The organism is Streptomyces sp. NBC_01320, from assembly GCF_035974375.1.
In the GTDB taxonomy this organism is placed as follows: Bacteria; Actinomycetota; Actinomycetes; order Streptomycetales; family Streptomycetaceae; genus Streptomyces; species Streptomyces yanii.
In genome coordinates this window covers 9674051-9695493 of record NZ_CP108390.1, presented here as the reverse complement: position 1 = coordinate 9695493, position 21443 = coordinate 9674051, and the positions used below count along the sequence as shown (strand labels likewise).

The window sequence follows — 21443 nt, the reverse complement described above, 5'->3', positions numbered from 1 at the left end:
AATTCTGCGCCCGGAAATGCCCGGGCGCCTGCGTCAGTTGACGTACATGTTGATCACAGATGACGGCCGCTCAGTTGATCACGGATGACGGCCGCTCAGTCGTTCGGGTCGCCCTCCACCTCGTCGTAGAGCGCACGGCCCCGCCCCCGTCGCCGGCCGGACGCGCCGTCGGCCGGCCGCTCGGGCTCGGGGGGCGCCGCCGGGCCGAGGAACTGCCCGATCAGGGCGCCCCAGTCGGCCGTCGTGCCCGGGATGCCGGGCAGATCGGGCATGCCCGGCATGGAGTTGAGGGCGTTCACGCTCTCCGTGAGCGGTTTGACCGCGTCGGCCACGTCCCGGGAGGCGAGGGAGCGCGCCTTGTTGAAGGCCTCCATGACGGAGGCCGCCAGCTGCGGGGCGGCCATGCTCTTGTAGCGGCCCTCCAGGAAACGGACGGCCGTCACCTCGCCGGTGCCCGCGACGGTCACCTCGACGCTGCGGTCCTTGGAGGTGGCCGAGAGCCGCATGCCGCGGACCTGCTCCTGGGCCTGGGCGGCCGCGCGCTCCGAGGCCTCCAGATCCGCGACCGCCATGGCGAGGCGTTCTTCGATCGAGTGGTGCGGCGAGCCCATCAGCCCTCTCCTGTCATGAATGCGTTGCGCTTCGCGCCGGTGGTGCTGGGCTCCTCCCGGCCGAGGACGGCCGGGTTGCCCTCGTCTTCGGTGCCCCAGACGTCCTCTTCCTCGGCCAGCCAGTTGGCCCGCTCGCGGTCGGAGCTCTGGGTCTGCTGGCCGCCCTGCTGGCCGCCGGGTGGGGGCATGTACGGGGGCGTGCCCCCGGTGCCCTGGCCACCGGGGCCCTGGGCCATACGGTTGGGAGAGCCCGCGGGGTCGCCGACGAACTCGCGGACCCGGTCACCACCGCCCAGGGCGCCACCCGCGCCGCCCATACCGCCGGCTCCCATGCCGGGGGGCATCATGGGCGGGGCCCCGGTCGCGGGGTTGCCGCCCGGCACGCCACCGAGGGCGTTGGGGTCGCTGCCGAGGGCGTCCGCGCCGTAGGCGGGGAAGTCGGTGGACAGGTCGTAGCCCGCCTCCTCGTAGCTGGGCGGGTTCGCGAGGAGCGAGTTCCCGCCGCCGCCACCGTACGTACCGCCACTTCCTCCCGGTACTCCGCCGCCCGCTCCGGACACCCCGGGAAGGTCGAAACCGGGGCTGTTGAGGCCGGGGAGCTGCGGGGTGGTCAGGGGGAGGTCGGGGCGCCCCCCCAGCGGCTTGCCGTCCGGGCCCAGGTACGAGGTGTTGCCGTCGGGATCGGTCAGGGTGACGACCCCGCCCGGGTGCAGCACGCGCTTGGTGCCGTCGGGTTTGACGGTCGTGGTGGTCCCGTCGGGCTTGGCGGTGACCTTCGTACCGTCGGGCTTCTCCGTCAGGATGGTGCCGTCGGGGCTGCGGGTGACCTTCGTACCGTCCGGGCTGGTGGTGAGGACACTGCCGTCGGGCAGGACGGTCCGGGTACTGCCGTCGGGGAAGGCGACCGGCGTACCGGAGCCATCCCGGTTCTGGAGGGTGGGCGGCTTGGATCCGAGGAGCGTGGAGTTCGGCAGACCGGGAATGATGGGGCTGCCGTCGGGGTTTGTGCCGCCGGGGAGCTCGCTGCCGGGGAGGCCAGAGCCGGGGAGACCCGATCCAGGCGGGCCCGCGAGGTTGACGTTCGGGGCGGGCACCCGGGTGGTCGTGTTCGGGTTGCCGCTGCCGCCGGGACCTCCTGAACCGGTGATGCCCGGTATACCGCCGGGAACCCCGCCCGGCACGTTCAGGCCGGAGCCGTTGTTCAGCCCGCCGCCAGAGCCGTTACCGCCGGGGTTGTTGAGATCGGGAGGGGGCGCGTTCTTGAGGAACTCCTTCGGGTCGGGAATCCCGCCGTCCTTCCCGCCCGTACCGTCCTTCCCCCCGGTTCCGTCGGCCCCGTTGCCGCCCTTGTCGTTCAGGTCGTTGAGCTTGGGGGGCGGCGGGATCTTCGTCTCGTTGTTGCCGCCCTTGCCGTCGTCGCCGCCCTTGCCGTCCTTGCCGCCCTTGCCGTCGTCCCCGCCGAGGCCCAGCTTCCGCAGGATGTCTTCCCAACTCTGGTCGGAGCCGTCGCCGCCCTTGCCGTCCTTGCCGTCCTTGGCGTCGCTGCCGATCGGCGAGGTGTTCCTCGTCGCCAGCGGGTTGGTCAGGACGGCGGTGGCGTCGACGAAGGCGTTGTTCACTTCGCTGAGTTCCCTGTTGCCCGCCGGCAGCAGCATCGACTCGACGGCGTCGTTCCAGAGCTTGATCGCCAGCTTGCCGATGTTGCCCCAGCTGTCGATCTGGGTGAGATCCCCCCAAGTGGGGTGGTTCTGCTGGAAGGAGGGGCCGGCGAGCACGTCGTAGCCGTCATTGCCGCTCTGGTCAAGCAACACTTGGCTGATGTTGTTCGCCTGGATCCAGAGGGCGACGTCGTAGATCAGGTTCGACAACGCCAGCATCGGGTTGGACACCGGGTTCGCGCCCCACTGGTACCAGGCCATGACCAGGTCGTAAGCCGACTGGTGGACCGCGTTCGCCGCACCGATGAGGGAATCGCCCTGCTTGGTGAGGGAAGCGCCCCGCCCGTTCACCGGCAGCAGGGCGTAGTTCTTGGCCGAGAAACCGGGCGGGAGGAGCTGTTCCTTGTAACCCTTGTAGTTCTCCTCCATCCGCCTGATCAGGGCGGCGAACGCGTCGGCGGCCGTTCCCTTCATGTCCGCGTCCTTGTGCCCGAGGGAGTCGGCCCACTGCTTGAGGACGGCCTCCTCGTCATTGAAGTACTGGAAGGTGCGGTCGTAGGCGCCGGCGACGTCGGAGAACGACCGCAGGTTTACGGCGTTCTGCGGTTCGATCACGAGACCGCCGTAGGAACGGCCCTGCGTGGAGAAGGGGTTGTTCACGATCCCGTTGAGCATGTTCAACGGGCCGAAGATGTATTGGTCGAGCGGGGTGCCCGGCTGGGCAGGGCGCTCGGACGGGTTCCACAGGAAGTCGATCGTGATCTTCTTGAGTTCGGCGTAGCCGCGTGGGCCTATTGGACCCGTGTAGTAGGCGAGTACGTACGAGTGGCCCTCCACGTTGGGGCCGACGGTCGACAGTTTGTCCACTACGGCGAAATCGCCGAGCGTTTCGACCTTCACGTTCATCAACGGCGTCTTGTCGTCGGTACCGTTGAGATGCTCGAAAAGGGTCGAGCGGTCGGGCATCGGATAGCCCGTCAGCAGCTGGACCGCCGAGGCCCACAGGTCGGCAGGCATGGATACCCTCCGCTCTTCCTTCTGGTGCGGTCCGGTCGCTGAAGGCGCCGGTCTTGGTCCGGTCGCTCAGGTGCCGGTCTTGGTCGGGTCGGTCGGCGTTTTGGTCGGGTCGTTCGTGGGGCTGCCGGCCGACTTGATCGTGTTGAGGAACTCCTGCGCCTTGATGTCGTCGAGAGTCCCCCCCTGCTTCTTGAGGAACTCCTCCACCATCTTGAGGAGGGTGTCCTTGATCTCCTGCGACAGGTTCGTCATGTTCTGGAGCATCGTGTCGATGCTCTGTGTGAACTTGAGCGTGGTGCTGTTGAGGGTCGATCCGTGCACCGTGTCCCCGCCCGACATCAGCCCTATCGCCAGCGGCTTCGTGAGCGAGAAGGTGTCCGGGTTGGTGTAGCCCCGGGCGATGTTGCGGGGCGAGAGGGCGGTGCCCGAGTCCTTGCCGAGCTCTTCGATCACGGCGAGGAACTCGGTGAGCGGCCCGTTGATGAAGGCGTTGATCGCCGGGGTGTCGAGCTTGGTGAGCTGCGCCTGAGTGGGCACCGGGATGCTCCCTGGGTCCGGAGGGGTGGTCAGTAGACCTGGAGGTTGCCCCAGTCCTGGGCCAGGCCGCGGTCGAGGACGCCGTAGCCCTCCGCGATCTCGCTGAGCAGCTTGCCGCTGCCGGCGACGGCCTGCGCCGCGTGGTCGACGTAGCCGTGCCACTCGACGAACTTGTCGTTGAAGGCACCCTTGTCCATACCGATGCAGCTGTCGGCCCACTGGGCGATGGCCTGCTGGAGGTTGTTCAGGACGGTGTCGATCGCCTCGCTCGCGTTGATGAGCTGGGCGGTCACACCATCGGTTGTGCCGTAGTGGATGTTGATGGATCCGTGGTCGTAACTGGCCTCGGGCACGAGGTCCTCCTTCTTCGTCTGCTTTCGCCTGCTGCTGGATGCGCTGCGGCGCGGCGGCGGGCCTTCAGGGTGTTTCCGGGTCCGCCGGGAGCTCCGGACGGATCAGCCCTTGAGGCCGGAGATGGCGTCCTGCATCCGCGTGATCTGGCTGGTGGTGGTGTCCTGGAGGTCCGACTGACGGCCGGAGTTCCTGATCATGGTCTCCTTGACGCCTTCCAGGCCCCGCTCGACCTTCATCACGTCGGCGTCCCACGAGGCCAGGAGGTCCTGGTACGCCTTGCCGTCCGCGCCGCCGTAGCCGCTCGGGCCGACCAGGTCGTTGGCGGAGGAGCGGACGATGCCCCGGATTCGGGTGATGTCGTCATGGGCGTTCTGCATCAGCTCGGCGATCTTGATGTTCGCCTCGCGTTCGGTTTTGTATCCTCCGCCGGGAATGCTGTCGGGCATCGGGACCACCCTTTCCGTGGTGAGTTCGTCCTGAGGTTCGAGTGTGTTTCCACCCGCGCCCCGGGCGGATCCGTCGCGTGACGTACCTGCCGCTCCGAACCTGGATTTACGTCAACTCCCCGGGGCCGGCGCCGGGGTTGTGGCGGCGCCCGGGCAGCTTCTGCGCGGGGCTCCGGCGTCCGCGGCGGGGGCCTTGGCGGCCGCTGCGGGGTCCAGGGTCGCGCCGGTCGGCAGGGTCATCAGCAGGGCCGACGGCAGACCGCGTACGTCGGCGGCCGTGTAGCCGAGCGCCTCCAGGGCCCCGCCCGAGGCGACCGGGTGGCGTACGCCCGAGTCGGTGACGAGGAAGACGGTGTCGCCCATCCGGGTGCCCGCGCTGCTGAGGGCCTGGATCAGGGCGCCCTTGCCTGGCGGCACCTCCACCCGGTCCACGGGCAGGCAGGCCGGGGCCACGTCCACGGCCGGCGGCTGCGCCACGTGGTCCTCGGCGACGGCGGCGGGGGCGAAGGAGACGCTGACCGCCAAGCCCGTGCCGTCGCTCGGCCGGACCACGGCGCAGGGCTCGGTGCCGGCGGGGATCGAAACCAGGCGGGGCGGCGAGGCCGGCAGGCCGGCGCCGCCCGGGCGGACCGTCGCGGGCGCCAGGTGGCCGCGGGCGGCCTCCGCCCCGAGCGGACGCGCGGCCGGGGTCTGTCCCTGGTACGCGACTTTGCGGGTGTCCGGGTCGCCGAGGACGAGGGCGGTCTCCGTCTCGGTCAGCGGGGTCAGCCCCTCGCGCAGAAGCAGGTGGAACTGGCCGGCGGCGCCCGGGACTTCCACCCTGAAGACCTGGCCGATGCGGGTCGGGCGCCCGTCGAGCGCGGGTCCGGCTTCCCCGCGGCCCGGTACGGCGGGCGCGGCGAGGTCGGCGGCGGCGGGGAGCGCGAAGAGGAAGGCCGCGGAAACGGGGTGGACCGGGGCCGATCCGTAACCGAGCGAGGTGACCGCGCCGGTGGCCTCGTCCAAGAGGTGACGCTCCCCTCCCAGGAGCACCGAGCGGCGCCCGTCGGGCCCCTGGACGAGGAGCCCCTGACCAGGGCCCAGCGGCCGCCCGTCCGCGGCGGCGCCGAGGGCGAGCCGCGTCCGTACGTCCACCTCCCCTGAAGTCTGTTTGGTCGTGGACGCACACACCTGCCAGGGCGAGGACAGCAGGGCGGCGCGGCCGGGGAGGTAGTCGGGGGCGCCGGGGATGCCCACGGGCGGGCCGTGCGGGGCGTCCTTCGTGGCCTTGCTGCTGACCGTCGCGGACTTCATGTCGCCGCCGAGCAGCAGGCGCGCGGAGGCGTAGTTGAGGACGGGGCGCAGCCGGCCCTGGGCGTACACGTACCGGTTTCCGGTGTCCTTCTCCAGCACCAGGGTGCCCTCCGCCCGCCAGCTGGTCGAGGCGCCCGGGGAGAAGAGGCCCCAGAGGGCCGAGACGAGGACCACTACCACGCCGATGGCCAGCCCGAAGGTCATACCGCGGTTGGTGCGCCCGCCGGGGGTCTCCAGGTGGTCCGAGTTGGCGCGGAGCATTCCGGAGGTGAGCCGGCCCATCTGGAAGAGATGGGCCTGTACCTGGTCGCGCCTTGACTGCACGTGGCCCTCCGGCCTGGTCGTCGGTGTTCGGGATGTCTGCGGCGGGTCGGGCGGGACGGCGGCGGACCGGGTGTCAGCCGGTCATCTCGCGTGCGAGGCCGTACACGCCCAGGACCCACAGGGCGAGGGGCAGCAGGGCGAGCGCCACCAGGGAGTGCAGGAGTTCCGCCGCGCGCCCCCAGTACGGCACCGTCCGTCGTCCGGGTACGGTCCAGATGGCGATGGTGAGGATGATGGCGAGCACCACCAGGACCGCGACCAGGCCGAGCCTGCCGCTGTCGCCGAGGGCCCGGGCCCAGGCCATGGCGAGGACGGCGACACCCCAGACACCGGGGGCGAGGATCGACACCCGCTGCCAGACGCTGCCGAGGTTGCGGCCGTGCAGGAGCAGGAGCACCGTCAGGGTGGTCGCGGTGATGGCCTCGGCGAGGCCGAAGTGGTCGGCGAGTACGGTGACGCAGACGGTGCAGACGAAGCCGGTCGCGGCGTAGAGGGCGGTCAGCCAGGCGTTCGCGGTCGCCGCGCGCCGGGCCACTTCCTCGCTCGGATGCGGTTCGATGGCCTCCTGGAGTTCCTCGGGTGAGGTGGGCAACGGCCGCATCTGCATGCCGGACATCCGGAAGGCGAGTGCGGGGACGAACCCGCCGAGGACCACGGCCCCGACGGCGACCACCGCGGCGACGTCGGAGGCCGGGAATCCGGTGGCGGCGATCAGCCCGCCGGCGGCGGTCGCGAAGGCGGCGACCACCCCGACGGAGAGAAAGACGGCTGCGGAGGCGCCCACCACGGACAGGGCGAGGACGGCGCCACCGGTCGCGGCGGCGCCGCCGGAGAGCAGCCGGGGGCCGAGCAGGTCCGCGCCGGGCGGTCCGCCGGGCAGCAGCCAGCCGGCCAGGGCCAGGAAGGGGACGGCAGCGCAGCCCAGCATGACCGCGGTGAACGCGTCGCCGACGGCCCGGCTCGCCGTGCCCGCGCCGGCCAGGAGGAGTACGCCGCACAGCGCGGCGGTCAGACCCCGGTCGACGGGCGGCAGTCCGGGCATGGCAAGGACCAGGGCCACGGCGGCGAGGAGGGTGGCGGCGACGGCCCGGACGAAGGTGCGGCTGCTGGACTCGGTCCAGTCGCCGCCGAGGCGTCCCATCACGGTGGAGATCCCGTCGACGATGTCGTCGAAATGGGCCTCGGGCATGGCGTCGGCGGCCGACCGCAGGTAGAGGGTCTCGCCGTCGCGCACCTCGAGGGTGGACAGCGTGCCCTCCTCGTCGAGCGGCGCCTCGCCCAGACGCTGGAGCACCCAGCCCTGTCCCTCGACGGTGGTCTCCTCCGCCGCACTGCCGGCAAAGCTGAGCAGCGCCGGCAGCAGGTCGGACACGGGGATATCGGTCGGGGCAGCCAACTCGACTCTGCGATCCGGCAGTTGGATGGTCAGGCGGCTCAGCCCGGCGAGGGGACTCTCACTCATGGGCCGCACACTACGGGCGGATGAGCGCTCCGCCCTTCCGACGAATGACGCAATTCCCCGGCCCGGATGACGGTGTTCTCCCCGGGGCCGGCTGGGTGGACCGGGCCGCCGCCTAGGGTCTGAAACCCGTAGCGCCGCGCCGACGCGCAGACGAAGGAGCAGTCCGTGAGCGTGACCCTCTACCGCAGGCCGGCCCGCAGGCGCGGGCCGGAGATGCCGGACGGTGAGCTGAGCCTCCAGGAGCCGCCGGTCCTTGCCGAGGCCCAGCCGAACGCCGGTGGCATCTGGACGTTCCTGCCCATGGGCATGATGTCCATGTCGATGATGTTCGTGTTCCTGCGGCCGGGCGCAGGCGGCGTGTTCATGTACGTGGCGGTCGGCATGATGGCCACGGGCCTGGTGGCGATGCTGGTCGGTCAGGCCATGCAGCATCGGGGCGAGCGCAAGTCGAAGATGAACGGGGAACGGCGCGACTACCTGCGTTATCTGTCGCAGGTCCGGCGCCGGGTGCGCCGGACCATCGTGGAGCAGGGCGAGGCCCTGGCCTGGCGCCATCCCGCACCGGGGGCACTGTGGTCGCTCGCGCGGTCCAGCCGGCTGTGGGAACGGCGGGTGAGCGACGAGGACTTCGCCGAGGTGCGGATCGCCCGTGGATCGCAGCGGCTGGGGCTGCGCCTGGCTCCGGTGACCACCCGCCCGGTGGAGGACCTGGAACCGCTGACGGCGCACGCGCTGCGCTGTTTCGTGGAGGCGTACGCGCAGATACCCGACCAGCCCATCGCCGTGTACCTGCGGGCGTGGTCGCGGGTGCTGGTGCGCGGGGAACCGGAGGAGGCGCGGGCCTTCGCGCGGGCCGTGCTGGGGCAGTTGGCGACCCTGCACAGCCCCGACGACCTGTGGATCGCGCTGTGCGTCTCGGACGAGGTGAAAGAGGAATGGGACTGGGCGAAGTGGCTTCCGCACGCGCTGCACCCGCAGGCCACGGACGGCGCGGGGCCGACCCGGATGGCCGCCTCGGCGGTCGGTGAACTGACCGACCTGATCGGCGCCGAGTTCGCCGAGCGCCCGCCCTTCGATCCGACGGCCTCGCCCACCCGGGACGAGCCCCTGGTGGTCGTGTTGATCGACGGGGGCAACGTGTCCTCGGGTCACCGGTTCGACGGCGCCGGGTTCCGCAACTGCGTGGTCATCGACCTCTCGGAGGAACTGCGCTGGCGTCCGGGCCGCACCGTCCTGCGGCTGGAACTGACCGAGGGCCGTGTCGAGCTGGTCCGTACGGACAGCAACCGGCGTGAGCAGTCGACGGTGCTCGGCGTACCCGACGCGCTGGGGCCGAACGCGGCCCGGGCACTGGCCAAGGAGCTGGCGCCCTTCCGGGCGACGACGGGCGGGGAGTCGGCCGAGCCGCTGGCCTCCGACATCCAGCTGACCGGGCTGCTCGGCATCAACGACCTGCGCCGCCACGAGCCGGCCACCCTCTGGCAGCGGCGCAGTGCCCACCAGCACCTGCGGGTGCCGATCGCGCTGGCCGGCAACGGCGTAGCGGTGGAGCTGGACCTGAAGGAGTCGGCGCAGGGCGGGATGGGGCCGCACGGCATGCTCATCGGGGCGACCGGCTCCGGCAAGAGCGAGCTGCTGCGCACCCTCGTGCTCGGGCTGGCCCTGACCCATTCCTCGGAGCGGCTCAACTTCGTCCTCGTCGACTTCAAGGGCGGCGCGACCTTCCTGGGGCTCGACACCCTCCCCCACGTCTCCGCCGTCATCACCAACCTGTCCGACGAGGCCGCCCTCGTGGACCGTATGCAGGACGCCCTGCACGGTGAACTGATGCGCCGCCAGGAGCTGCTCAGGCAGGCCGGCAACTACGCCTCGGCCCTGGACTACGAACAGGCGCGGGCCGGCGGCGCGCCGCTCGCCCCGCTGCCGAGCCTGGTGGTCGTGGTGGACGAGTTCAGTGAACTCCTCTCCGCGCACCGTGACTTCATGGACCTGTTCGTCATGATCGGCCGACTGGGCCGTTCGCTGGGCGTGCACCTGCTGCTCGCCTCCCAGCGGCTGGACGAGGGCCGGGTGCACCAGCTCGAAAGCCACCTGTCGTACCGGATCGGGCTGCGGACCTTCTCGGCGATGGAGAGCCGCGGCGTGCTGGGCGTGCCGGACGCCTATCTGCTGCCGCCCGAGCCGGGCAACGGCTACCTGAAGACCGGCGTGGAGGAGCTGACCCGGTTCCGCGCCGCGTACGTGTCCGGAACGTACCGGGGCCGGACGGGAGCCGTCTCCACCTCCCGGGTGGCCAACCAGATCGTGCCGTGGAGCACCACCTGGGTCGTCCCGCGGCAGCCGGTGGAGCCGACAGAGGAGGAGGCGGCGGCGGCGCGGGCCGCGAGCGAGGAGGAGTCCGACTCGCTGCTGTCGGTGGCCGTGGGTCGGCTGGTCGGCTCCGGGCCGGCGGCCCACCAGGTGTGGCTGCCGCCGCTGGCCGCTTCCCCGCCGCTCGACATGCTGCTGCCGCCGCTGGAGCCGCACCACGAGCGCGGGCTGACCGCGGTGGAGGGGGAGCCGCGGCTGCGGGTCCCGGTCGGGGTGGTCGACCGGCCCTTCGAGCAGTTGCGGGACCTGCTCACCGTCGACCTGTCGGCGGCGGGCGGGCACGTGGGGGTCGCGGGCGGGCCGCAGAGCGGCAAGTCCACGATGCTGCGCACCCTGATCGCCTCGCTGTCGCTGACCCACACCCCGCGGGAAGTCCAGTTCTACTGCCTGGACTTCGGCGGCGGCACGATCTCGGGGCTGGCCAAGCTCCCGCACGTGGGCGGGGTGACGGGCCGCCTTGACGAGGACCGGGTGGGGCGTACGGTCAGCGAGGTGAGCGTGCTGCTCAGCCGGCGCGAGCAGTTCTTCCTGGACCACGACATCGACACGGTCACCAGCTACCGGCGCCGCCGGGCGGCCGGGGAGTTCGCCGACGAGCCCTTCGGCGACGTCTTCCTCGTCATCGACGGCTGGCCGACCGTGCGCCAGGACTTCGACCACCTCGCCGACGACATCAACAAGATCGCGCAGCGCGGGCTCAACTACGGGATCCACGTGCTCCTGTCGACCGCCCGCTGGATGGAGCTGACCCCCGTCCTGCGCGAGGCCATCGGCACCAAGATGGAGCTGCGCATGGGTGATCCGATGGACTCCGTCATCGACATGCGCAAGGCGGCGACCGTCCCCGCGAACGCGCCGGGCCGGGGACTCACCGCCCAGACCAAGCTCCACTACCTCACGGCGCTGCCGCGGATCGACGGCGTCGAGTCGGTGGACGACCTCGCCGACGGCGTCGCGGGCCTGGTGAGCGCTGTGGCGGACGGCTGGGCGGGGCGTCCCGGGGCGCCCGCGGTCCGCATGCTCCCCGCCCGCCTCGGGTACGGGCAACTGCCCGCGCCGCAGGGGCACCGGCTGCCGATCGGCATCGAGGAGAACGAACTCCAGCCCGTCCACCACGACTTCGAGGAGAGCCCGCACCTGGTGGTGGTCGGCGACACCGAGTGCGGGAAGACCAACCTGCTGCGGTCGCTGGCCCGGTCGATCGTCTCCCGGTACACCCCGGCGGAGGCGAAGATCCTGATCGCCGACTTCCGGCGCGAACTGGTCGAGGCGGTGCCGTCGGAGTACCGGCTGGGCCACGCCGTGTCGGGGGACGCGCTGCGCGAGTACGCCCAGGGCGTGGCCCAGGCCATGTCCGAACGGACCCCGGGCGAGGACATCCCGCCGGCCCGGATGCGGCTGTGCGACTGGTGGGAGGGGCCGCGACTGTTCGTCCTGGTGGACGACTACGAGATGGTCGGCAGCGGCTTCAACTCGCCGCTGGAATCCCTGCTCCCGCACGTCCCCCTCGGCTTCGAGGTGGGCCTGCACATGGTCGTGGCGAGGGCCTCGTCGGGTGCCGTGCGCGGCACCTCGGACAGTGTGGTCCGGACCCTGCTCGACGCGAACAGCACGGCGCTGATGATGTCCTGCCCGCCGAGCGAGGGGACCTTCATCGGGAACGTGAAGCCGAAGCTGCTGCCGCCGGGGCGTGCCATCCGGATCGCCAGGCGGCGCAGCCGGATGATCCAGACCGCGCTCCTGGAGGACTGACAGCCTGTCGGGTGACCTTCGATCGGATAGCGGACGCGGTCTGGTGCGTGCGATTCCAAGGCGGCGGGATGTCCTCGGACGGGGTCTCCCCTGCTCGAACGAAGCTGAGAGCCTGGGGAAGGAGCTACCAGGATATTTCGGCAACGCGGGAAGCGTGCGTGCCAGGGCGTGGCCGCCCGATCAGTGGTCACCCGACAGGCTCTGAGCGGGGGCCGCTCAGCCGGCCCGCCAGCCGCGCGCCCGCGCCCTGGGCACCATCCAGCCGAGGGCCCCGACGAGCAGGACCAAGGACACGCCGCCCGTCGCGATCAGCATGCTGCGCGACCGGGCGCCCCCATCCGGGGAAGCAACCGGCAGGGTGACCGGACGGGCCTGCGCCAGGGCCGCCGCGAAGTCGGCCGGCAGCACCCCCGAGACGGCCGCGTACGGGTCCAGGCGCGGCACGGCGGCCGTGTACGAGCTGCCCAGCAGCCGGGTCCGGGTGCGGTTGGCGTCGATGCCGGGCTCGTAGGACCGGACCAGGGCCGCGGCGCCCGCGGCGAAGCCCACCGCGAGGGAGGAGCCGGACCCGGTGAAGGCACCCTCGCCGCCCGGTCCGACGCTGACGACCCGGTCCCCGGGGGCCCCGAGGTCGGCGTGGCGCGGGACGGCGGCGTTCGGCGGGCGGGAACCGTCGGCGGCGAAGTCCACGACGGAGAGCACACCGGGCTCGGCGGCCGGCCAGTAGTCCCGGGGCTGCGCGGCGTCCGCGCCGCCCTGGCGGGGTGGCTGGTCGGGCACGGCGGGCGCCACCACCAGGGCGTCGGCGCGCCGGGCCAGCTTCACGGCGGCGGTCAGCTTGGCGCTGCGGTCGGGGAACGCGAAGGGGACGGCGATCACCTTGGCGCCGCCGGCGACGGCGGCCTCGATCCCCCGCGCCGCCTTGGCCGGGGTGGTCGCGCCCCTCGGGGTGGTGGCCCGGACGGCCAGGATCCGCGCCTCGGGGGCCACCCCGGTGAAGCCGGAACCCTCGCGCGGTGCGGCGGCGATCAGTCCGGCGACGAAACTGCCGTGGCCCACACAGTCCTGGCCGCTCTCGGCCCCGACCGGAGTCACCCGTCCGGCGAGCGCGGGGATCGTGGTGCCGACCCCGGTCCCGACCACGGCGACGGTGACCCCCTGGCCGCGGGCCATGCGCCACACCCGGTCCAGGCCGAGCATGTCCTGGGTCCACGGCGGCTGCTCGGCCCGTTTGCCGGAGGCCGGACGGCAGGGCGCGTCGTCCGCCAGGGTCTGTACGACCACCGGCAGGGTCTCGTCCGCGGACCCGGCGGCCGCGCCGGGGGCGGCCGCAGCGGCGACCAGAGCCATCGCGGACATCAGGGGGGCCGCGCCCCGTCGCATCGCTCTCATGGACGCAGCGTAGGAGCGCCACTCGTCAACCGGTGCCGCCGTGAGTGAAGTTCGGCATGCCCGAGGCCCACCGCGCCGAAATCTACGTCACCGACCGCCCGCCCTACGTCGCGGGAACCAGTCATTGTTCGGTAGCCGCCGCCCACCCGCCCCCGGCAGCCTGTGAGCCCACGCGATCCGCGTCACGCACCGCGGCATCACCGCACCACCAGGGGAGGCACCGTCGTGGTACGCCAGGTACTCACCGTCGATCACAACGGCTCCGGCGAGTACCGGACCATCAAGGAGGCCCTTTCCCACGCCCGCACGGGCGCGGTGATCAGCGTGCAGCCCGGTCGGTACGTGGAGAACCTGCTGGTGACCACGCAGGTCACCATCGTCGCCGACGGCCCCAAGGGGAGCGTGGAGATCACCCCGCGCCGCGACACCGCGATCACCCTGGCCGCCGAAGCGGTGATGCTCACCGACCTGCTGCTGCGCGGCGGGGAGAGCGACGTGCCCGTGGTCCATGCCGCCCGGGGCCAACTGGCCATGCGGGACTGCGAGGTGGTCGGCAAGGGCTGGACGGCCGTATCGGCCTCCGACGCCGGCTCGCTCGCCCTGCGGGACTGCCGGATCACCAACCCCGACGGGGCGGGCATCGTGGTGACCTCCGCCCAGCCGAGCGCGGTGGAGGACTCCGTCATCGAGCACTTGGGGACCTCTGCGGTCGTGGTCGTGGACCAGGGCCGGGTCAGCGTGCGCGGCTGCCGGCTGCGCGACGCGCGGGGCAACGGGATCCTGACCAACGGAGAGGCCCGTGGCACCGTCGAGAACTGCGAGATCTCCTCCACGGACAAACCGGCCGTGGCGCTGGAGGGTTCCAGCAGCGTCACCGTGCAGGACGTCACCGTCACCGGGGTGACCGTGGGGGTATACGTCACCAGCACCTCCCGCACCGTCCTGGAGAACATCCAGGTGACCGACACCACCGGTCACGGCATGGTCGTCGCCGCGGGCTCGGACCCCCTGCTGCGCCGCTGCGGCACCGCCGACACCCGGGGCAGCGGCCTGCTCGTCACCGGCAAGTCCCGTGGCACGTACGAGGACTGCGTCTTCCGCACCTCGGCGCAGGCGGCCGTACGGGTCGCCGAGTCCAGCAGTCCGGTCCTGACCGGCACGACCGTACGGGACACCGAAGACGTCGCCGTACTCCTCGTGGACGAGTCGGTCGCGGAGATCGACCGGCTCGACGTCCTTGACGTCGGCGGCCACGGCATCTCGGTACGTTCGGGGGCCAACCCGCTGCTGCGGCGGGTGCGTGTCAACGGCACGAAGGGCTACGGGATCGAGGTCGCCGAGGACGGCCGGGGCCGGCTCGAACACTGCGAGATCGAGAACACCGGTTCGGCGGCCCTGCGCATCGAGGGGCACGGCAACCCACACGTCGGCAACACCACCATCCGCGGCTCCAAGCAGGCCGGGGTGTCGGTGGGATCCCTCGGCCGGGGTTCCCTGCGGGACTGCGAGATCAGCGGGACGGGTACCGAGGGCGTGTCGGTTGAGGACGGCGGCGAGCTGTCCATGACTCGGGTGAACGTCAAGGAAGCCGGCGCCCACGGCATCCTGGTCGCGGCCGGCGCACGGGCCGCCCTCAACTCCTGCGGGTTCGCCGACAGCACCGGCGACGGCATCCGGGTCGACAGCGCCGAACAGGTCACCATCACGGGGTGCGCGGTCCGCACCAACCGGGGCGCCGGGCTGCGGCATTCACGTCCGGGCACCCGGCTCTCGGTGGACGGACTGGTGAGCACGGGCAACGGCGCCGCGGACATCTGGGAGGGCGCCCCGAAGCAGGAGATCCCCGCGGGCGGCGGGAACGGGGGCCGGGCGGAGGCCGTCCCGGGTGGCGCGACCCCGGACACGACGCCGAAGGGACCGCTCGGCGAACTGGAGGCCCTGGTAGGGCTGGAGGGCGTCAAGCACCAGGTGAGTACGCTGATCAACCTCAACAGGCTGGCCCAACAACGCGCCAGCCTGGGGATGCCCGCACCGCCCATGAGCCGCCACCTCGTCTTCGCGGGCCCGCCCGGCACCGGCAAGACCACCGTGGCCCGGCTGTACGGCAGCATCCTCGCCGAGCTGGGCTCGCTCCCCTCGGGCCACATCGTGGAGGTCTCCCGGGCCGACCTGGTGGCCCAGATCATCGGCGGTACCGCCATCAAGACCACCGAGACCTTCGAACGGGCCCTGGGTGGAGTCCTGTTCATCGACGAGGCCTACACCCTGCTCTCCGACAGCAAGGGCTCGGGGGCCGACTTCGGCCAGGAGGCCATCGACACCCTGGTCAAGCTCATGGAGGACCACCGCGACGAGGTCGTCGTCATCGTCGCCGGCTACTCCAAGGAGATGCAGGCCTTCCTGTCCGCCAACCCCGGACTCGCCTCCCGGTTCACCCGGAGCATCGAGTTCATCAACTACACCGTCGACGAACTCGTCACGATCGTCGAGAACATGTGCGTCGCCCACGGCTACCAGCTGGCCCCGGCCGCGCGCGAGGCCCTCGCCCTGCACTTCACCCGGATGCCCCGGGACGCGAGCTTCGGCAACGGCCGTGCCGCGCGCAAGGTGTTCGAGGAAATGGTGGACCGGCAGGCCCTCCGGCTCGCGTCCCGCTCCCAGATCAGCCAGGCCGACCTGGCGCAGCTCGTCGCGGAGGACGTGGGCGAGGAGGAGGCGGCCATGATCAGCTCGGGCGGCGAGGACCGGCCCGCGGACTCGGAGGTACTGGCGCGCCTCAACGACATGATCGGTCTCTCCGCCGTGAAGGAGGAGGTCGCGGGCATGGTCGACCTCCTCGCGGCGACCCGGCAGCGCCAGGCCGCCGGACTGGCCGCGCCCAGGATCAGCCACCACCTCGTCTTCGCCGGACCTCCCGGCACCGGCAAGACCACCATCGCCCGTCTCTACGCCGACCTGCTGTGCTCCTTCGGGGTGCTGCCCCGCGGCCAGCTCGTCGAGGTGGCCCGCGCCGACCTCGTCGGCCGGTACATCGGCCACACCGCGCAGCTCACCCGCGAGGCCTTCGAACGCGCCCTTGGCGGGGTGCTCTTCATCGACGAGGCCTACACCCTCACCCCCCTCGACTCTCCTTCCGACTTCGGGCGGGAGGCGGTGGACACCCTGCTCAAGCTGATGGAGGACCACCGCGACGAGGTGGTGGTCATTGTCGCCGGCTACACGGACGAGATGGGCCGGTTCCTGGACTCCAACCCCGGTCTCGCCTCCCGCTTCTCACGGCACGTCACCTTCGAGGACTACACCACCGCCGAACTGGTGACCATCGCCGACCGGCACACGCTCGAACTCGGCTACCAGTGCGCCCCCGAGACCCTGGAGGCGCTGCGCCTGCTCTTCGAGACGACTCCCCGCGGCAAGTCCTTCGGCAACGCGCGCCTGGCCCGCCAGCTCGTGGAGACCATGATGACCCGGCAGGCCGGCCGGCTGAGGGGCCTCACCGACCCCAGCCTGGAAGCCCTGAGCCGACTACTGCCGGAAGACCTGCCGTTGGACACCCCCGCCGCGCGCGGTGACCGGCAGAAGGTCCTCCAGCACGACGGGGGTGCCCGCTCATGAGCCTGTGGCAGAGCTTCCTCGGCCGACGGGTGGCCGGCAGCGGCCGGAACACCCCGACGGCCGGCGCCCAGAACCCGCCCGGGCCCGAAAGCGCCCCCGGCGTCCACCTCTTCCACCTCACGAAGCAGGCGCCCCAGTACCTGACCGACGCCGCCCATTGGCTGGGCCCCATGGCCCAGGACCACCTGGTGTTCCTGGTGGACAGCGGGGTCGAGGACACCTCCACGCTCCTCGACCAGTTCACCCCCATCCTGGCCGCCGCAGTAGGCCACCGGTTCGGCCGCGTGGCACTGGTCATGGCAGACGGCGCGGGCTCCGGCATCGCCGGGCGGATCACCGAAGCCTGGCCGGTCGAGGTGCTGGCCTGCCACGGCGTGCCCGTCGTCGGACCGGACGGCACCCTCTTCTCCCACCACGGCTGGCTGCGCTTCACCGCCGGCCGCGCCCCCGAGGTCGTCGGCCGCCGCTTCCCGGCGCCTGTCTGGCAGGCGGCGTTCTCCCGGCTGGCCGCCGACACGGCCGAGGGACACCGCATCGACCACATCCCGGCCGGGATCATCCTGCGCCCCGACCGGTACGCGGCTCCCCCGGTGCCGGCGCTCGCGCACACGGTGCCGATGGAGGCGACCAGCGCGGTCCTCCTGGTCGGCGGTCCCGGCGCCGGCGGCACCACCGCCGAGGCCGTCGCCAGCGTGCTGGCCGCCCTGCCGGACCGGATCCGCCGGGCGACCCGGCTGATCCCCTGGTCCGGGGACCTGCTGCCGGTGGCCAAGGCGGTCGCCCACCTGCTCGACACGGAGGTGGAGGTTTCGGGGGGACTGCCGCTGCTGCTCGACGCGACGGACGGCGAGCCGCCCGAGTCGCGGACCCTGCTGATCTCCTCCGAAGGGGACCCGACCTGGCACTCGTACGTGGAATCGGTCGTCTACGGGCCCCTCGACGGCCCGGTCGGGCGCCTCAAGCGCTGGCGGCCGCCCCTCGCCGGCCTCGCCCCCGGGAAGCAGGACGGGACGTACCGGCTCTCCGACGACTGGCAGGTGGCGGTGACCCGCGCGGGGCTGTGGGTGGGCCCCACCGGCCGGGTCACGAGCGCGTGGGAGCGCCCGGTCGAGGCCGAGGTCCTGGCCATCGACGTCGGACTGCCCGGCGTCGCCACGGACGACTCGCTGCTGCCCGCGCTGGACGGCATGCTCGCCGAGCTGGAGACGTCGGACCGCGAGCGCGCCATGCTCCAGATCCACGCGGACTGCACCGACGACCAGCTGACGCAACTACGCCGGATCACGGTCCGGCACGGCATCGGCCTGGCCCGCCGGGGCTGGCTGCCCGGTGTGGGCGCGAACGCGTACCTGCCGGGCCACGCCCCGGCCGTCGCGGAGCCGCCTCAGCAGCAGCCCGCGGCCGCCGTCGCCTCGGCGCCCGCCTCCCTGATGTCCTCCACAGCCCCTTCGCTGGCCCCGGCCGGGCCCCAGCCCGTGCCCGAGGCGGAGAATCCGGAGACCACGCAGGTACTGGCCCTGCCGCAGATCGACATCGCCGAGGGGCCGGGCGCGGCCGCCTCAGCCGGCGCCCTGCCGGGCTGGCTGACCTACGGCACCCCGCTCCCGGCGGCGGAGCCTGCCGGGCAGGCGGCGACAGCAGCGACAGCGCAGGCGGAGCCGGCATCGGCTCCCACCCCGGCCCCGGCGGCCGTCGAGGTCCCCGAACCGGAACCCGTGGTATCTATACCCGCACCGGAACCCGTGGTGCCTGCACCCGCACCAGAGCCCGTGGTGCCTGCACCCGCACCCCCGCCGCCGGCGCCCGCCGCCGGCCCCACCGACCTGCACACCCTCCTCGGCCCGGCGTGGGAGCGGCACCACCAGGCCGTGGTCCGCGCGCTGACCCATTTGCCGTCCGTGCGCAGCCGCGCCGACGACGCGATGCGGTCCGACCTCGTCGCCCTGCACCTGTACCTGACGGGTGAGGCGGCCGTCCTGCCGGAGGGCCGGCGCCGAGCGGCGGTCAACGCAGGCCTGCGCCGGCTCCCCTCCTACCGGGGGCCCGCGCTGCGGAGTACAGGCCCGGGCGCCGGGGCGGAGGATCCCGTACCGGGTACGGAACTGAGTTCCGACGCGCCGATCAGCGCGCTCGCCGCCGACCGGCCGCTGCCCCAGGCCGGCGGCGACCGGTACCTGATCTGGTCGGCGACCGCACGCCGGATCCGGCCGCTGCTCGATGGCGGGGCCGCGGGCGCCGACGCCGTCGAGGAGGTCGTATTCGGCGCGGGGACCCGGCTGCGCGTCCTCGGGGTACGGGACGGCTGGGCCGGTGGCCGACTGGTCCTGCTCCGGGAGCTGCCCGACTCCGCTCCACCGGCCGCACCCGGTGAACTCGACCCCCAGGACGCGCTGTTCCAGGAACGACTGCTCACGTGGCTCGCGGACTCCGAACCGCGGTGGGACGAGGCGGCCGCCTGGCCCGACCGCTGCGTCGGCCGGCTGACGGAGCGGCCCGGTGCCCGGGAGTCGGCAGCCGGTCCCGCACCAGTCCTGTCCTGAAGGGCAGGCCCGACATCCATCGACAGAGGAGATTCCAGTGGCACAAGAGGAACGGACCATGAGCCAGGGCCCTCCGGGCTCCCGGTCCGAGAGCACGGAGCGGCTGAGGATACGGCAGGCGGTGGCCCTGCACGACGCCACCGCGTCCGAACGGACCGCCTCCGGGCCGGTGTTCGTTTCGCAGCCGGCCCCTGCCGAACCCGCACCGCGGCCGGCCGCGGCCGAGCCGGCTCCCACCCGCCTGACAAGGCGCGCCAACCGGCGCTCCCGGTCCACCGCGGAGGCCCGCCCGGCGCCCCCCACGGCGACGCCGGTCGCACCGGCCTCGCCGGCTACGGCCGAGCGGGCGGACGACGACGGCTCCGCCCCCACGGGCACGGCGGCGGCCGCTCCCACGGCGGCGCCCCCGCGCGCCGCGGCGGACAGCTCGACGCCGCCGGCTCGCCAGTCCGCGGGCGGGAGCGGCGGCCAGGGCGGTCGTCCGCTGATGGCCGCGGCGGCCATCGCGGGAGCCGTACTGGTCTCCGTACCGCTGGTGGTGAACCAGCGCTCCAATGCCGAACAGGCGACGCGCGCGGTCGGCGACATCCCCGCCTCCGCCCCCGCCGCCACGCTCGGGGAGCGCGGCGGCGCCACCTGGCCCAGCGTGCAGGGCGGTACGGGCAAGAAGTTCCCGGAGCCCGCCGAACGGCTTCAGCAGCCTCCGGGGGTCCTGCCGTCCAAGACCGCTCCCGGCCTGCCGGATCCAGTGGACACCTCCGGCTACCAGCCGCCGCTGATCAGGCCCACCGACGAGAAGGCGACCGGGAAGGACAGGGCAAAGGACCGGAAGGCGGACGACGCACGGCCGGACAGACCGCTCGGGGCGATCCCGCGGCCCGTCTGGAGCAACCACGTCGACAGCAGCAACCGCCCCGACACCACGACCCTGGACTCGGGCAGGACGCCCAGGACGGTCTTGGCGGCCTCGGACACGACGGCCGACCCGAAGCCGCGTCCCGCGGTCCGGCGCACCGCTCGATCCGACTCCGGGACGAGGACCGCGACCCCGCGGGCTGCCGCTCCGCGGGTGAAGGCCGCCGCTCCGGCCCCCGCCCCGGCCCCGGCACCGGCCCCGAAGAAGAAGACCACGGCCGTACGCGCCACGCCGACGGCGAAGGAGGGTCAGACCAAGGTCCTGCACGGCACCTACGTGATCGGGCGTGGCCAGTCGGTCACCACCAACCGCATCTCGCTGACCATGCAGCAGAACGGCAGTCTGGTCATCCTCGACAGCAACGGCCGTGCCCGCTGGTCCTCGGGCACCTCCGGTCGCGGAGACCGCGCGGTGTTCCAGGGCGACGGCAACCTGGTTGTGCTGGCGGCCGACGGCACGGCCGTCTGGTCGTCCCGCACGGACGGGAACCCGGGGGCCGAACTGGTCCTGCAGAACGACGGCAACGTCACGATCCAGGCGGCCGGCGGCAGGTTCCTCTGGGGCAGCGGCACCCAGTACTGATCGCGGCGCTCACCCAAGGAAGGAAGAAGGCCTCCGTCCGGCAGCAGTTGCCGAGCGGAGGCCTTCGTGCTGTGCGCGCTGACGCACCGTCACAGGAGCTTGCGGCGCAGCGCGTACGCCACGGCGTGCGAGCGGTTGCGCAGGCCCAGCGGGTTCATCATGCTGGTGATCACGCTCTTGATGGTCCGCCCGGAGTAGTAGAGCCGGCAAGCCACTTCGACCATGTCCCATCCGCCGGCGAGGAGCCGCGGTACGTCGATCTCGCGCGAGGAGAACGCGCTGGGGGCCGACGAGGGCCCGCGCGGCGCGAGGCCGCCTTGTTGCGCCGTGTGTATCCGGTCGATGAGGGAGCGGATGCAGCTGCCCGGCAGTTCCGCCCGTCCGACCCTGCTCGACGGCATGGTGTCGCGCACCTGGGCCAGGATGACGGCGCCCCGCCTTGCATAGATGCACGTTAGGCATGGGGAACCACCTGAACCATGCGCGATCCCAGCCAACTGGCCAGATGTGTGCGTATGTGTTGGCTAATCAAATCGGTCCTCCGAACCCTCCCGCTGCCCGGGTGGACACACGT

General features: G+C 72.4%; 13 protein-coding genes. 4 read left to right on the top strand and 9 right to left on the bottom strand.

Going from position 1 to position 21443, the window contains the following annotated elements:
- Positions 1-95: 95 nt before the first annotated feature.
- The 7 genes from OG395_RS44110 to eccD form a co-directional block, all read right to left on the bottom strand.
- Positions 96-611, bottom strand: a complete 516-nt coding sequence (locus tag OG395_RS44110; protein ID WP_327247923.1) for a YbaB/EbfC family nucleoid-associated protein — start codon at positions 609-611, stop codon at positions 96-98.
- Entirely contained in the window at positions 611-3286 is a 2676-nt protein-coding gene (locus tag OG395_RS44105) for an AAWKG family protein (RefSeq protein ID WP_327247922.1), read from the bottom strand. Before OG395_RS44105 ends, OG395_RS44110 begins: the two co-directional genes overlap by 1 nt.
- Before the next feature lie 66 nt (positions 3287-3352).
- Entirely contained in the window at positions 3353-3823 is a 471-nt protein-coding gene (locus OG395_RS44100; RefSeq protein WP_327247921.1) for a type VII secretion system-associated protein, read from the bottom strand.
- Between the two features lie 29 nt (positions 3824-3852).
- Complete coding sequence (locus tag OG395_RS44095; RefSeq protein WP_266988843.1) at positions 3853-4176, bottom strand: WXG100 family type VII secretion target; 324 nt, start codon at positions 4174-4176, stop codon at positions 3853-3855.
- Positions 4177-4278: 102 nt separating this feature from the next.
- On the bottom strand, positions 4279-4623 hold the full coding sequence (locus OG395_RS44090; protein WP_266988841.1) for a WXG100 family type VII secretion target: 345 nt from the start codon (positions 4621-4623) through the stop codon (positions 4279-4281).
- Between the two features lie 111 nt (positions 4624-4734).
- The gene (gene eccB / locus OG395_RS44085; protein ID WP_327247920.1) at positions 4735-6240 is read right to left on the bottom strand and encodes a type VII secretion protein EccB; all 1506 of its coding nucleotides are present in this window, start codon (positions 6238-6240) and stop codon (positions 4735-4737) included.
- A gap of 73 nt (positions 6241-6313) precedes the next feature.
- Positions 6314-7702, bottom strand: a complete 1389-nt coding sequence (eccD, locus tag OG395_RS44080) for a type VII secretion integral membrane protein EccD (protein ID WP_327247919.1) — start codon at positions 7700-7702, stop codon at positions 6314-6316.
- Between the two features lie 165 nt (positions 7703-7867).
- On the opposite strand from eccD, the gene eccCa reads away from it, so the two are divergent.
- Positions 7868-11824, top strand: a complete 3957-nt coding sequence (gene eccCa, locus OG395_RS44075; protein ID WP_327247918.1) for a type VII secretion protein EccCa — start codon at positions 7868-7870, stop codon at positions 11822-11824.
- Between the two features lie 216 nt (positions 11825-12040).
- On the opposite strand, the gene OG395_RS44070 is transcribed toward eccCa, so the two are convergent.
- Positions 12041-13216, bottom strand: coding sequence for a S8 family serine peptidase (locus OG395_RS44070; RefSeq protein ID WP_327247917.1), 1176 nt, complete (start codon positions 13214-13216; stop codon positions 12041-12043).
- Positions 13217-13441: 225 nt separating this feature from the next.
- Between OG395_RS44070 and OG395_RS44065 the strand changes: the two genes are divergently transcribed.
- From OG395_RS44065 to OG395_RS44055, 3 genes are read left to right on the top strand one after another with little or no spacing between them, the layout of a single operon-like run.
- The gene (locus OG395_RS44065) at positions 13442-16831 is read left to right on the top strand and encodes a right-handed parallel beta-helix repeat-containing protein (protein ID WP_327247916.1); all 3390 of its coding nucleotides are present in this window, start codon (positions 13442-13444) and stop codon (positions 16829-16831) included.
- Positions 16828-19371 (top strand): hypothetical protein, encoded by a 2544-nt coding sequence (locus tag OG395_RS44060; RefSeq protein ID WP_327247915.1) that lies wholly within the window; start codon positions 16828-16830, stop codon positions 19369-19371. The genes OG395_RS44065 and OG395_RS44060 overlap by 4 nt, the downstream gene beginning before the upstream one ends.
- 58 nt (positions 19372-19429) lie before the next feature.
- Positions 19430-20869 (top strand): hypothetical protein, encoded by a 1440-nt coding sequence (locus OG395_RS44055; protein ID WP_327247914.1) that lies wholly within the window; start codon positions 19430-19432, stop codon positions 20867-20869.
- A gap of 89 nt (positions 20870-20958) precedes the next feature.
- Here OG395_RS44055 and OG395_RS44050 read toward each other — a convergent pair whose 3' ends face one another.
- Positions 20959-21270, bottom strand: coding sequence for a response regulator transcription factor (locus tag OG395_RS44050; protein ID WP_327247913.1), 312 nt, complete (start codon positions 21268-21270; stop codon positions 20959-20961).
- Between the last annotated feature and the right edge of the window lie 173 nt (positions 21271-21443).

Excerpts from the sequence above, each read along its gene's own strand:
- OG395_RS44050 (WP_327247913.1), bottom strand. The coding sequence starts at position 21,270 with ATGCCGTCGAGCAGGGTCGGACGGGCGGAACTGCCGGGCAGCTGCATC.
- OG395_RS44070 (WP_327247917.1), bottom strand. The coding sequence starts at position 13,216 with ATGAGAGCGATGCGACGGGGCGCGGCCCCCCTGATGTCCGCGATGGCT.
- OG395_RS44055 (WP_327247914.1), top strand. The coding sequence starts at position 19,430 with ATGAGCCAGGGCCCTCCGGGCTCCCGGTCCGAGAGCACGGAGCGGCTG.
- OG395_RS44105 (WP_327247922.1), bottom strand. The coding sequence starts at position 3,286 with ATGCCTGCCGACCTGTGGGCCTCGGCGGTCCAGCTGCTGACGGGCTAT.
- OG395_RS44060 (WP_327247915.1), top strand. The coding sequence starts at position 16,828 with ATGAGCCTGTGGCAGAGCTTCCTCGGCCGACGGGTGGCCGGCAGCGGC.
- OG395_RS44110 (WP_327247923.1), bottom strand. The coding sequence starts at position 611 with ATGGGCTCGCCGCACCACTCGATCGAAGAACGCCTCGCCATGGCGGTC.
- eccD (WP_327247919.1), bottom strand. The coding sequence starts at position 7,702 with ATGAGTGAGAGTCCCCTCGCCGGGCTGAGCCGCCTGACCATCCAACTG.
- OG395_RS44090 (WP_266988841.1), bottom strand. The coding sequence starts at position 4,623 with ATGCCCGACAGCATTCCCGGCGGAGGATACAAAACCGAACGCGAGGCG.